The 13,199-nt window shown below is 74.0% G+C and carries 12 protein-coding genes; 3 read left to right on the forward strand and 9 right to left on the reverse strand.

What is annotated here, in order from left to right; all coding sequences use genetic code 11:
* Window positions 1–11 precede the first annotated feature (11 nt).
* From O7622_RS17260 to O7622_RS17300, 9 genes are all read right to left on the reverse strand, one after another.
* Window positions 12–890, reverse strand: a complete 879-nt coding sequence (locus tag O7622_RS17260; protein WP_282309193.1) for a family 3 encapsulin nanocompartment shell protein — start codon at window positions 888–890, stop codon at window positions 12–14.
* Window positions 891–904: 14 nt separating this feature from the next.
* Window positions 905–1,744 carry a class I SAM-dependent methyltransferase gene (locus O7622_RS17265; RefSeq protein WP_282309195.1) on the reverse strand — a complete coding sequence of 280 codons (840 nt, stop codon included), beginning with the start codon at window positions 1,742–1,744 and terminating at the stop codon, window positions 905–907.
* 29 nt (window positions 1,745–1,773) lie between these two features.
* On the reverse strand, window positions 1,774–2,604 hold the full coding sequence (locus tag O7622_RS17270) for an SDR family oxidoreductase (protein WP_282309196.1): 831 nt from the start codon (window positions 2,602–2,604) through the stop codon (window positions 1,774–1,776).
* Window positions 2,605–2,608: 4 nt separating this feature from the next.
* Window positions 2,609–3,580, reverse strand: a complete 972-nt coding sequence (locus O7622_RS17275; protein WP_282309197.1) for a sulfotransferase — start codon at window positions 3,578–3,580, stop codon at window positions 2,609–2,611.
* On the reverse strand, window positions 3,577–4,758 hold the full coding sequence (locus tag O7622_RS17280) for an MFS transporter (protein WP_282309198.1): 1,182 nt from the start codon (window positions 4,756–4,758) through the stop codon (window positions 3,577–3,579). The genes O7622_RS17275 and O7622_RS17280 overlap by 4 nt, the downstream gene beginning before the upstream one ends.
* A complete protein-coding gene (locus tag O7622_RS17285; RefSeq protein WP_282309199.1) occupies window positions 4,755–6,068 on the reverse strand; it encodes an aminotransferase class I/II-fold pyridoxal phosphate-dependent enzyme in 1,314 nt (437 codons plus the stop codon). Before O7622_RS17285 ends, O7622_RS17280 begins: the two co-directional genes overlap by 4 nt.
* Before the next feature lie 244 nt (window positions 6,069–6,312).
* Window positions 6,313–6,708, reverse strand: coding sequence for a hypothetical protein (locus O7622_RS17290; RefSeq protein ID WP_282309200.1), 396 nt, complete (start codon window positions 6,706–6,708; stop codon window positions 6,313–6,315).
* 140 nt (window positions 6,709–6,848) lie between these two features.
* A complete protein-coding gene (locus tag O7622_RS17295) occupies window positions 6,849–7,862 on the reverse strand; it encodes a nitroreductase (protein WP_282309201.1) in 1,014 nt (337 codons plus the stop codon).
* A 106-nt stretch (window positions 7,863–7,968) separates the two neighbouring features.
* The gene (locus tag O7622_RS17300) at window positions 7,969–9,192 is read right to left on the reverse strand and encodes a helix-turn-helix domain-containing protein (protein WP_282309202.1); all 1,224 of its coding nucleotides are present in this window, start codon (window positions 9,190–9,192) and stop codon (window positions 7,969–7,971) included.
* 83 nt (window positions 9,193–9,275) lie between these two features.
* Here O7622_RS17300 and O7622_RS17305 point away from each other — a divergent pair, with 83 nt between their 5' ends.
* The 3 genes from O7622_RS17305 (at window position 9,276) to O7622_RS17315 (ending at window position 13,165) form a co-directional block, all read left to right on the forward strand.
* Window positions 9,276–10,367 (forward strand): ferredoxin reductase, encoded by a 1,092-nt coding sequence (locus O7622_RS17305; RefSeq protein ID WP_114920191.1) that lies wholly within the window; start codon window positions 9,276–9,278, stop codon window positions 10,365–10,367.
* 14 nt (window positions 10,368–10,381) lie between these two features.
* Entirely contained in the window at window positions 10,382–11,521 is a 1,140-nt protein-coding gene (locus O7622_RS17310) for an acyl-CoA desaturase (protein ID WP_282309203.1), read from the forward strand.
* Window positions 11,522–11,689: 168 nt separating this feature from the next.
* Window positions 11,690–13,165, forward strand: coding sequence for a glycosyltransferase family 4 protein (locus O7622_RS17315; RefSeq protein ID WP_282309204.1), 1,476 nt, complete (start codon window positions 11,690–11,692; stop codon window positions 13,163–13,165).
* Window positions 13,166–13,199: the final 34 nt, after the last annotated feature.

Raw genomic sequence — 13,199 nt, forward strand, 5'->3', positions numbered from 1 at the left:
GTCGCCGCCGGTCAGAGCGTCACGACGAAGAAGCAGGTGGGCAGGTTCACCACGACCCGCTCCCAGATCTCGGCGCGCAGCGCCACACCGGGTCCGGCGAACGTGCCCGGCGGCGGCTCGGCGAACGCGATGGTGGACCGGCCGGCGTCGAACAGCAGCGCGCCGTGGCCGAAGTCCCCGACGATCGCGGTGCCCGGGTCGACCAGCCGGGTACGCACGATGAACACGCCGTTGTCCTCCACGTCCCGCATCAGCGAGCCGCTACCCAGCAGCCGGTAGTAGTCGGCCGGGTTGATGATCAGCCCGTCGGCGGTGCTGCCCATCTGCTCGACCTCGTTGCACGCGGCCAGGACGGTGGACGCGAACGGTCCCGGGTCGGTGAGCCGGCCCAGGTCCGGCATGGTCAGCAGCCCGCCCTCGCCGCGCAGGATGGTGTGGTTCTCGGCCGTGGCCAGCCGCACCACCAGCCGGTAGTCGATGAACTGGGCGAAGCTGACCGGGTCCTCCCACAACGTGTCCGGCACCTGCACCCACGCGGTGGTGGTGAGCAGCGGCGGGATGGGGGAGCGGTGGAAGTGGTTGGCCGCCTCCCGGCGCAGGTCCGCGCCGTCCACCGCCGGGTCGTCCGGGCGGGGCGGGCTCTCGTGCCAGTAGTAGTCCTGCGGATCCCGGGACAGGTCCACCACCTTGAGCATGTTCCGCGACGGGTAGCGGGGCTTGCGCCGGGAACTGGTCAGCGAGTCGGTGATCGTCACGTCGTAGTCGACGCTGGTGTCGAAGCCGTCCTTGGCGAACGCCTCGACGAACGTCGCGCCGGGCGACATCTGCGTCCTCCGCTCGGCGACCACCTCGGCGATCGTCCGCTTCACGGTGTCGGTGCGCTGCGACATCTGCTGTCCCTCCCTCAGGCCGGCTTACGGGCGACGAACATGCCCCAGCCGAACTCGCCCCTGTCGATCGCCGCCTGGATCTCGTCGCACGAGGCGGCGAAGCCGAGGATCCAGGTCCGCGCCGCCTCGTCCGCCGTCGTCTCCGCGCGCTCCCGGGCGGTGCGGCCCAGCACCCGGTACGTCTGCCTGATGTGCGCGTCGAGACTGCGCGCGACGACGTCCACGAACCCGGCCTCGGTCAGCGCCCGGCGGTAGCCGTCGAGCGAGTAGCCGTCGTTCCAGCGCACCCGGTCGTAGACGTGCCTGCGGGCCGCCTCGCCGATCCGCTCGGTGGGCTGGAGGAAGTCGGACACCGCGAGCACCCCGCCGGGGGCGAGCACCCGGAACATCTCGGCGTGGCTGCGCGCCTTGTCCGGCACCAGGAACAGCGCGTCCTGGCTGACCACGTGCGTGAACGTGCCGTCGTCGTACGGCAGGGCGGTGGCCGAGCCGTGCCGGAACGACACGGGAAGCGAGGCGCCCCGCTCGGCGCGCCGCTGCTCGGCGAAGCGCACCCGCTCGATGCTCAGGTCCAGCCCCTCGCCCCGGCATCCGGTGCGTTCGGCCAGGCGCAGCAGGAAGTTGCCGCAGCCGCAGCCCACGTCGAGCACGTTCGACGACGCGTCGATCCCGGCGTCCGCGGCCAGGATGTCGGAGGTCCGGTCGGCCGCCGCGTGGTAGTCGCTGTCGTCCTCCCCGGCGAAGTAGCCGGTATGCAGCACGCCCTCGCTGTCCCAGAAGCTGAGGTACGTCTGCGTGGTCTGGTCGAAGAACTCGGAGACGTCCCGCTCGGTGAACCGGCTGGTCGTGGACATGGGCACTCCCTCGTGCGGCGGTCGGTGGGTCAGGCGTAGGTGTCCTTGCGGACGCCGGTGAGGTGGGGCAGGTCGGGTCCGGTGGCGGCGGCGCCGCCGTCGATCAGGTGCACCCCGGCGGTCACGTACGACGCGCGCTCGCCGGCCAGGAACGCGGCCACCGCGGCGACCTCCTCGGGCCGGGCCAGCCGCCCGGCGGCGCTGTGGTGGCCCATCGCGGCCAGCCGCGCCTCGACGTCGCCGTCCGCGCCCGCGAGCCGGGCCGCGGCGCGTTCCATCGGCGGCGTCCGCACCCCGCCGGGCGCGAGCACGTTCACGGTGATGCCGTCGCGGCCCACGTCGACGGCGAGGCCCTGGGCGAAGCGGACCAGCGCCGCCCGGGTCACCCCGGACAGCACGAGCGGGCCGATCGGCACGCAGGCGGTCTCGGAGGCCACCAGCAGCAGCCGGCCCCAGCCCGCCGCGCGCATGTGCGGCAGCGCGGCCATCGACACCGCGACCGCCGGCAGCAGCACCCGGTCCACGGCCGCCCGGTAGTCGTCCACGCCGAAGCCGGTGGCGGTGCCCACCGGCGGGCTGCCGCCGCTGACCAGCAGCACGTCCACGCCGCCCAGCTCGTCGGCGACCCGGTCCACCCAGCGGGCGGCGGCCTCGGTGTCGGTGAGGTCCACGCCGGTCGCGCTGACCCGGCCGGAGGCCATCGCCGTCAGCTCCCGCTCGGCGGCGGCCAGCCGCTGCGGATCACGCCCGCAGACCGCCACGTGCGCGCCCTCCGCGGCGAACTCCCGCGCACAGGCCAGCCCGATGCCGCTGGTGCCGCCGGCGACGAGCGCCACCCGGCCCTTGAGCCCCAGATCCACGTCCTCACCTCTCCGTCTCGCCGACGCGGGCCGCCGCGCCGGGGTACGCCGGGTCGCCGTCCGACCCGCCGGACCGGTAGCCGTACCGGGTGGACAGCGGCCAGGCCAACGCCGCCACCGCGAGCCGCTGCCGGCCGGTGAGCGTGCGCCGCCACCCGTCGTCGCGGTCCCGGATGACGGTCGGGCCGGTCCGGAACCGGTCCGGGTTGCCGGTGACCGTGTGGTTGCCGCGCAGCTCGACGCTCCGGTTCCGCACCGGGTTGACCGCCGGGTCGACGCCGACCAGCCGCAGCAGGGCGCCGATCGTCCCGGCCGGGTCGGCGGTGAAGTCCTCGTAGCGCAGGAACGCCGACCGGTCCGGATAACGCCTGTTGATCGCCGCCGACGCGAGGTTGAACCCGTGCCAGTACGCGGTGCTGCGCGCCGCCGACATCGCGTAGACGTACTCCTTCGGCTCCCGCCACGAGTGCGCCACCGCACGCGGGTCGCGCACCAGGTGCAGCCAGTACGCCTCGACACCCGGCACGTGCGGCAGCAACGCCGACTCGCCGGGGATCTTGGTGCTGTCCACGATCACGCGGGCACCGGTGCGCGCGGCCACCTCCCGGTAGACCGCGCCGAGCAGGTCGGCGTGCGCCCGGGTGTCCGCGTCGTACGCGCCCCGGCGCAGCACCCGCCACGTGTGCCGGGTCCGCAGCCGGGCCCGTTGCCGCCGGATCACCTCGGCGGCGTGCGCGTCCGCCGGCATCCCGGCCGGGCGGCAGACCGGCAGCACCGCCGACCACAGCGGACACGCGGTCAGCGCGGCGCCGCACCCGCACCTGTCGTTCACTCCGCGCCCGGTCGAGTTCTTCCACAGGAAGTGCAGCTCACCGACGTGCACCACGCCGGGCGCCTCGCCGAGGACGTTGCCGATGATGGTGCTGCCGTTACGGCACCAGCCGTTGACGCTCAGGACGGTCACCGGTGCGCTCATGCCGCGCGTACCTCCGCCGGAGCCGGCGCGGGGGCGACCCGGCCGATGCGCAGCGCCATCGCGGCGGCGACGGCCGCGCCGGCCGCGCCCGCGACGAACACCGCCGGATAGCCGAGACCGGCCGCGACCAGACCGATCGCCGGCCCCCACACCGCCAGGCCCAGATCCCAGAACGAGGTGTACGCCCCGATCGCCGCGCCCTGCCGCGCCGGGTCGGTGCGGTTCATCACCATCAGCGCCAGCGACGGGTGCAGCAGGGAGAACCCGACGCCCATCACCACGCTGCCGGCGACCGCCACCGGCAGGTTCGGCGCGACGGCGATGACCAGCAGCCCGACCGCCTCGCCCACCCCGCACCAGGTGGCCACCCGGCGCGGGCCGAGCCGGTCCGGCAGGTGCCCGATGACCAGGCGGGTGCCGGCGTACACGGCACTGAAGCAGCTCAGCACCACCACGCCGTGGCCGATGCCCCGGGCGTCCAGGTGCAGCACGACGAACGCGGCCAGGCCCGCGTACCCGGCGGCGCCGAAGGTGAGTGCGATGCCGGGCAGCAGCGCCGGGCGCAGCAGCAGCCCGGCGCCCTTGGCAGCGGGTGCGGTACGCGCCGGCGCGGGCACCAGCGCGACGAGCGCCGCGCCGACCGCCGGGGCGACCGCGCTGAGCAGCCACACCGCCTGATAGCCGGCCTGCTGCACTGTCGCGCCGAGGAACGTGCCGGCGGAGATGCCGCCCCACATGCTCACCCCGTACAGGCCGATGAGCTGGCCGCGCCGCTCGTGCGGGGCGAGGTGCACGATCCACACCGCACCGGCGGTGAACAGTGCCGCCTCACCGGCGCCGAGCAGCAGCCGGACCGCCACCAGCGCGGGCACGCCCAGCGGGGCCAGGTAGAGCAGGCCGCCTCCGGCCACCACGAGCGCCCCGGCCAGCATCACCGTCCGATGGCCGTGCCGGTCGGCGAGCGCGCCCGCGACCGGCCGGACCAGCAGCGCGGTCACCGCGGTCACCGTGACCACCACGCCGACTGTCAGGTCACCGGCGTCGTGCCGTTCGCGCAGGAAGCCGGGCAGCACCGGGATCACCGCTGTCAGTCCGAGGTAGCCGGTGAACAGCCCGCCGAGCAGCCCGGCCAGCGCTAGCCGGGGCAGGGGCCGGGCGGGGGTCTGCGCGCCGGTCACGACCCGACCAGGGCGGTCTCACGGGCGGCGGCCACCTTGCGGACCGCGCGGACCAGGTCGTCGCAGTCCCCGGGCGTGAGGTTCGACGACAGCGGCACGTCGACGGTCTCGGTCAGCAGGCGCGCGGTGCGCGGCAGCGTCGCGCGGATCTCGCCCGGGTCGGCGCTGTCGTACAGGAACCGCCAGTTCCAGAACGCCCGCACGTTGAGGTCGTCGTCCGCGCCGATGTTGCGGGCGTCGATCCCCTCGGCCCGCAGCGCGCGGGCGAACCAGCCCGCGTCGCCGCCGGGTACGCGGAACACGAACGCCTCCCCGAGGTACGCCCCGGGCGCGACCGGCCGCCGCACCGCGATCCCGGGCAGTCCGGCCAGGGCGGCGCTGACGTGCGCGTAGTTGCGGTGGAACAGCGCCAGCCGCTGTGGCAGCCGGGTCAGCTCGGCGCGCAGCAGGGCCGCCCGGATCTCGTCCATCCGCAGGCTCAGCAGCGGCAGGTCCAGGCCGGTCAGCGGCGGCTCGCCGTGCGGGAAGTGCCGCCGCAGCCGCCCCTCGTACGCCCCGGACAGCGCCACCGCCCGCGCGAACAGCGTGCTGTCGTCGGTGATCAGGAAGCCGCCCTCGCCGCAGTTGAGCGCCTTGTCGGACTGGGTGCTGAACGCCCCGGCGGCCCCGAACGTGCCGAGCTTGCGGCCGTTGAGTTCGGCGCCGAGCGCGGGCACCGCGTCCTCGATGAGGGGCACGCCCATCTCGGCGGCGAACGCGGACAGCGCCTCGACGTCGGCGGCGAAGCCGCGCATGTGCACGACCATGACGGCGCGGATCTCGGGGCGCCAGCGGCGGCGCAGGTCGTCGAGGTCCATCCGCAGGTCGTCGTCCACCTCGACCAGGAATGGCCGGCAGCCGGCCAGGACAATGGCGCTGGGGGTGGCGACGAAAGTGAATCCGGGGCAGGCCACCAATGACCCCGGTGGCACTCCGGCGCCCATCAGGGCGAGCGCCAGCGCGGCGGTCCCGCTGGAAACGGCCAGCGCGTGCCGGGTGCCGAAATAGCGACACAGCTCGTCCTCGAACCGCCCGCATTCGGTTTCGTTAGGCGGCCGATGGTCGTATCGGAAGTAGAGGTGACTGCGGACGGCGCGAATAGCCGCGTCCTCGTCCTCGGTGTGCACGAACACGGCGCCCTTGTCGTACGTCGGCCAGGGCGTGCGCCGCACCGGCTGTCCGCCGTGCAGGGCGAGATGTTCGGGCAGCTCAGAGCCGTTCTGCACCGGCCTCGGCGGGCTCGGTGCGGGAGCGTCGTTGTTCCCGTCCACCGGCGGACTCCTCGGGCGAGCGGCGACAATTCCTATTCACTCGATAGGATTGGCCGGGCGTGCGCCGGGCATGGTGCCCGGCGGAATCGCAGTCCCGGCGCGATCCCCGTCGAGGGGTAAGAAATGCCACCAGATCCGACATTCGTGGTACGTCGATCCAGTGAGAGTAATGATTGTCGTCGATCCCGTACTCGTCAACAGATGGGCGTGAATATGTTCGGCGCCGGCCCGTGCCGACAGTGGACTATGCGGAATTGTCGCTGCCGTCCCGCTGATCCGTCGGCCTGCGCCGGTGCTTCCTACCGCCGCACCCCGGCGTCGCCACGCCGCGTTCGACCCGCCGCCGGGGGTGCCCCGACGCGCCCCGGGTCAGCTCCTCGGGCGACAGGTAGTGACGGGAGCCGGGCAGCCGGTCGGAGTCGAGCACGAACGGCCCCGGCCGGTACTCGTCCCGTACCTCGGCGACCGGCAGCCGCTGGAAGCGGTCCAGGCCGCTCCGGTCACTGCGGCCGCCGACGGTGGCGTGGTTGAGCACGACGCCGTCGCACCACGGGTACACCAGCGTCGGTCCGTCGGTGCCGTCCCGTACCAGCTCGGGCCGGACCACTGCCGGGTGCCGGACCGCGGCGTGCAGGCCCAACGCGCGGGTCGGCGACTCTCGGCCCGCTTGACGAACCAGCGCCGGCCCGCCGACTCCACGCCGTAGGAGACGCATCCGGAGTCCTGGTCGCCGAAGACCACGAACGCGGCGGCCGGGTCCAGATCCCACACTCGTCGAGGCTACGACGACCGCCGCGGCGGGTCCACCACCTCGATGACGTCGGCGGGCGCGCGGCGCGGCGCGGGCGGCAGCTCCGCGTCCGGACCCCAGCCCACGCGCACCACCAGGTACGGGTCGCCGATGCCGGCGAGCAGGTCGCGCATCATCCGGCGCGGCCAGGCCAGCTCCACGGCGTCGCTGAGCGGCGCGCTGGCCAGACCCTCGGCGGTGGCGCTGAGCAGCAGCGCCGACAGCGCCTCGCCGCCGCGCAGCCAGGCCGCCGGCTCGTCGGACCCGCCGAACAGGATCAGATACGCCGCGCCCCGGTCGAACTCAGTGCCCGCGGTGAGCCCGGCCGCCTCGCCGGGGGTGTAGTCGCGCAGCGGCACCCGGCGCGGGGACGGCCGCACGGTGGTGGCGGCGGGCACCCCGTCGCCGCTGTCCGCCGGCCGGTGGGTCCAGCGGTGCAGCTCCTCCCGGTACGCGGGGTCGGCCAGCTCCGCGTCGGCGGCGCGACCGGTGGAGACGGCGAGCATCGGCATCTGGTCCGGCCGTACCACGTGCAGGTGCGCGCCCTCGGCCTCGACGGCGTCCCCGAGCCGGGCCAGCACCGCCTCCGGGACCGGCCGGTCCCCGTACGCCCGGCGGTCGGTGCGGCGGCGCGGAATGGCGTCGACCAGGCGACCCGCCGGGACGTCCAGGTCGGCCGGGCCGGTGGTACGCACCCGGGCGAGCAGCGACGGGTCGCCCGGGTCGGGCAGCCGCTCCACGGTGACCGCCCAGCCGAGCGCCGTCAGCGACACGCGCGCGTGGTGCAGGGCGGCGCCGCAGCTCAGCATGAGCAGCCGGCCGTCCGGGTCGGTGTGGACGAGCTGCCGGTCCGCGTCGGCACGCAGTTCCAGCGCGTCGCCGGTGACCCGCCAGCGCCAGGGCTGGGTGTTGAACACCGACGGGGCGTGCAGGGACTGCCGGGCGGCCGCCTCCAGCACCCGTACCCTCGAGTCCTGGTCGATGCGGGTCGATGAGCTGTTCATGGCGGCCCTCCTGGTTGCTCGTCCCCTTCCGACCCTGCCCGCCGCCGTCGCGGGCGGACAGGGCCGGAGGTCCCGGCCGTACCGGGCCGTGCGCCCCGGCGCGGCGTCAGGCGTCGTCCGGCTCCGGAGGTACGGCCAGGGCGATGGTGAGGTCGAGGACCGTGGCGGGGTCGTGCAGCCGGTCGCCGAACAGCTCGCGCAGCTTGCCCATCCGGTAGCGGACGGTCTGCGGGTGCACGAACAGGTCGGCCGCCACGTCGTCGCGGCGTCCCTGGTGCAGTAGCCACGACCGCAGCGTCTCGGCCAGCCGGTGCGCGGTGGCCGGGGGCAGCGCGGCCAGCGGCGCGAGCGCCTGCGCGCGCAGGTCGGCCAGGGCTTCCGCGTCCATGCTGAGCAGCAGCGTCGCCAGGTGACGCTCGGTGTCGACCGGCCCGGCGTCCGGCTCGCCGAGGCCCAGCGCGAGCGCCCGGGTGGCCCGCTGGTACGACGCGGCGACCCGGTGCCAGGGCCGGGCCGGGCCGAGCACCGCCCGGTGCCCGTGCAGCAGCCGGGTGAGCTGGCGGCGCCGGCCGCCGTGCATGTCCGGCACCAGCAGTACGGCCAGCTCCTCGACCGGGTTCATGCCGGGCAGGTCCTCGCCGCTCTCCAGCGTGTACGGGCTGAGCAGCGCCAGCACCGCGCGCAGGTGCCGGCGGGACAGCAGCACCACTGTCAGGGTCTGCGGCGGCGGCCAGTCGGCGCGCTCCGCACTGCGCCGCAACGACTCCTCCGGCTCGCCCGCCAGCAACTGCTGGGTGAGCCGTTCCAGGCTGCGACGGCGCATCCGGCCGGCGCTGGCCAGCTCGTCGGCGTGCCCGGCCACGCTCGCCGCGGACAGCTCGTCGATGTAGGCGAACATCAGCTCGGCGAACTCGGCCACCGTCTCGGCGGCCAGCCCGCTGCGTACCGTCGTGGTCGACACCTCACGCCAGGCCACCCGGGCGCCGACCCGGTACGCCGCCAGCAGCGCGTCCATGCTGCGCCCCGAGCGGGCCTCGCCGCTGCCCAGCGCGTACGCCGCCTCCAGCGCCGGGGCCAGGGGAGTGCTCGGGTCGAACGCCTGGGTACCCTCGATGAGCTGGAGGAACGTTCCCAGCGCGATGCGTACCGCGTTCTCGATCTTCGCCCGCATGGCGCCGGTGAGCGCGCCGGAGTAGTCAGGCACCTCGGCGGTGATCGCGGAGACGGTCCGCTCGGCGACCATCGGCAGCCGGGCGCGCAGCGTCTCGGCCATGCCGGCGTCGAGGTTGAGGTGCGCGGCGCGCTGCCCCGTGCCGGCCTCCAGCGTCATGTTGTTCCCTCCGAACAAAAACCCGCGACCGTTTCACCTTCGTCGGTCAAGATGTTATGCGATCGTGCGGTCACGCTGGTCATATGACCACAACTGCCTCCCGGCGCCCTCAGAAGGTCACCTTCCGGGACAGGCTGCTGCGGCTGGCCGGAACGGTCACCACGCCGGTGCTGCCGGACGACTATCTCGACCTGATCGCGCCGCTGCGCGCGGGCGCCCCGCTGCGCGGTAAGATCGTCGCGGTACGCCCGGAGACCCGGGACGCGGCCACGCTGGTGATCCAACCCGGCCGCGCCTGGCAGGGCCACACGCCCGGGCAATACATCCGCCTCGGCGTGGACGTCGACGGGGTGCGGCAGTGGCGCGCGTACTCGCTCACCTCGCCGCCGGACGCCGCGGACGGCCGGATCTCCGTCACCGTGAAGGCCATCCCGGACGGCAAGGTCAGCAACCATCTCGTACGCCGGCTGCGGCCCGGCACGATCGTGCACCTCGACCAGGCCCAGGGCGAGTTCGTGCTGCCCGCCGCGACGCCCGAGCGCGTCCTGTTCCTCACCGCCGGCAGCGGCATCACACCGGTCATGGGGATGCTGCGCTCCGGGCTGGCCGACCGGGCCGACGTGGTGCTCGTGCACTCCGCGCCCACCCGCGACGACGTCATCTTCGGTACGGAGCTGCGCGCGCTCGCCGACCGTGGCGCGCTGCGTCTGGTCGAGCGGCACACCGACACCGACGGGCTGCTCGACGTCGCCGAGCTGGCCGGGCTGGTGCCCGACCACCTCGACCGGGAGGCGTGGGCCTGCGGACCGATCGGCATGCTCGACGCGGTCGAGGGGTACTGGTCCTCGAACGGTCTCGTCGAGCGGTTGCACACCGAGCGGTTCCGCCCGACGGTGATCACGCCGGGCGAGGGAGGCACCGTGACCTTCACCGGGGCGGGCGTGACAGTCGAGTCCGACGGCGCCACCACACTGCTCGACGCGGGGGAGAACGCCGGAGTGCTGATGCCCTCCGGATGCCGGATGGGCATCTGCTTCGGCTGCGTCGTACCGCTGCGCCAGGGAGCTGTCCGCGACCTGCGCAACGGCGACGTCACCACTGCCGTACCGGGGGACGGCGTGCTGGTCCAGACGTGCGTGTCGGCCGCCGCCGGTACCTGCGACATCGATATCTGACAGGAGCCACCCACGTGACCGTCATCCAGAAGAAGGCCGTCAACCCGATCGCCCACCTGAGCGCCGAGGACATCGAGATCATCGGCAAGGAACTGGACGCGATCCGGGACCGGGTCCTCGCCGACCGGGGGGAGCGGGACGCCCGCTACATCCGCAAGGTGGTCAAGACCCAGCGGACACTGGAGATGAGCAGCCGTGCGGTGCTGCTGTTCTCGCTGTTCCCGCCGGCCTGGATCGTCGGCACGGCCGGGCTCACGGTCGCCAAGATCCTGGAGAACATGGAGATCGGGCACAACGTCCTGCACGGCCAGTGGGACTGGATGCGCGACCCGAAGATCCACTCCACCACCTGGGAGTGGGACCACGTCTCGCCGGCCGACCAGTGGAAGCAGTCGCACAACGAGCTGCACCACAGGTACACCAACGTGGTCGGCAAGGACAACGACCTCGGGTACGGCATCATGCGCGTCGACGAGGACCAGCCCTGGCACCCGATGCACCTCGGCCAGCCGCTCTGGAACCTGCTCAACGCCGCGTTCTTCGAGTACGGCATCGCCGCGTACGACATGGAGCTGGGCGACCACCTCAAGCAGCGCAGGCTCAAGGACCCCAAGTTCCGCGCCAAGGCCAGGGCCGTCGGACGCAAGATCCGCCGCCAGGTGCTCAAGGACTACGTGGTGCACCCGCTGCTGTCCGGGCCGTCGTTCCTGTCCACGCTCGCCGCCACGTTCACCGCGAACCTGCTGCGCAACGTGTGGAGCCACTCCGTGATCATGTGCGGGCACTTCCCCAACGGCGTGGAGACGTTCGAGAAGACCTCCATCGACGGCGAGACCCGCGGCGAGTGGTACCTGCGGCAGATGCTCGGCTCGGCCAACATCAGCGGCAGCCGGCTGCTGCACATCATGACCGGCAACCTGTCGTACCAGATCGAGCACCACCTGTTCCCCGACCTGCCCAGCAACCGCTACCAGGAGATCGCCCCGCAGGTGCGGGCGCTGTTCGACAGGTACGGCCTGCACTACACCACTGGTCCGCTGCCCAAGCAGGTCGCCTCCGCGTGGTGGAAGGTCATCCGCCTGTCGCTGCCCAACCGCAAGGACAGCCGGGAGCCGATCGCCCCGGCCCCGCTGGTCTCCCCCGGCACGGCCTGACCCGCCCGTTCGGTGCACGGCCGGTGAACGTCCACCGGCCGGCACCTGACCATCTGCCGCACATTCGGCGTCACCGCAGCTCAGAGCCGGTTTCGCGGCCGTCGGGACGGTCCCGCGCCCCCGTACACTCGCGCCCGTCCGGGCGTACGGGTGAAGGGTGGATCGCCGATGCGGCGCGACGACACGACGCGGTTCGGCCGGCGCGTGGTCATGCTCGTCGACAACGCGGTCGAGGGTGACTCGCGGGTGCAAAAGGCGGCCCGCTCGGCCGCCGACGCGGGCTGGGACGTCACGCTGATCGGCTGCGCCCACGTCGGCGCCGAACGCCGCTGGCGGCTCGGCGACGCCGAGGCACGCGTCCTGCCGCTCGCCGCGGCTTGCGCCCTCCCGCCCGTTACCGCACCGACCGTCCTCGCTGGCACGGGCGACGGTGTCGCCGGCTCCGGTGTCCTCGCAATCTCCGGTCCCGGGGGCAGCGATGTCTCCGCACCGGGCCGTGAGTCCGGCTCGCCCGACGGCCCCGGCCTGCGCGGCCTGTCCGGGCTGCGGGCGCGGCTGGTGGCCCGGGGCGGACTGCCGCTGCGCGCGGCCCGGCTGGCACGCCGGCCGATCGAGCACGCCCAGGTCCGCTACTGGCGGGCCCGGCTGCGCGACGGGGCCTGGCGGCGGCTGGAGCCGGGGCTCTGGGACTACGAACGGGCGGCCGGTCCGGTCGTCGACGAGCTGCGTCCCGACCTGATCCACGCGCACGACTTCCGGATGCTGGGCGTGGCCGCCCGCGCCGTGGACCGTGCCCGCGCGGCCGGGCGCGACGTGAAGCTGGTCTGGGACGCGCACGAGTGGCTGCCGGGCGCGCGGCCCCGCCGCGACAACGCCCGCTGGCTGCCCGCGCACCTCGGCTACGTCCGCGAGTACGCCGGTGCCGCCGACGCGGTGGTCACCGTCTCCGACACGCTCGCCGACCTGCTGGTACGCGACCACGACCTGCCCGAACGCCCGACAGTGGTCCTGAACGCCCCGGTCACCGCCGCCTCCGACGCGTCCGCCCCCGACCTGCGGCAGCGTTGCGGCGTGGCCGCCGAGACGCCGCTGCTGGTGTACAGCGGGGCGATGGCCGCCCAGCGCGGCGTGGACACGGTGGTCGAGGCGTTGCCGCTGCTGCCCGGCGTACACCTGGCGCTCGTCGTCGCCGACCCGGACGCCGCCTACGTCCGCCAGGTCGTCGCCCGCGCCGCCCGGCACGGGGTGGCCGACCGGGTGCACGTGCTGCCGTACGTGCCGCACCGGCAACTCGTCGCGTTCCTCGCCACCGCCGACGTCGGGCTGATCCCGCTGCACCACTGGCCCAACCACGAGATCGCGCTGATCACGAAGTTCTTCGAGTACGCACACGCGCGGCTGCCGATCGTGGTCAGCGACGTCCGGACCATGGCCGAGACGGTCCGGGCCACCGGGCAGGGCGAGGTGTTCCGGGCCCGCGACGCCGCCGACCTGGCCCGCGCGGTCCGGGCGGTGCTCGCCGACCCGCCGCGCTACCGCGCCGCCTACGAGGGCGAGGACTCCCCGCTCCAGGAATGGACGTGGGAGGCACAGGCCGAGCGCCTGACCGCCCTCTACCGCCGCCTGCTCACCCCCGCCCGCTGACGCCCGCCGCCGCGCCTTGGGGAGCATGGTCAAC

Origin of the sequence: Micromonospora sp. WMMD1076 (assembly GCF_029581475.1) — a bacterium.
In the GTDB taxonomy this organism is placed as follows: Bacteria; Actinomycetota; Actinomycetes; order Mycobacteriales; family Micromonosporaceae; genus Micromonospora; species Micromonospora aurantiaca.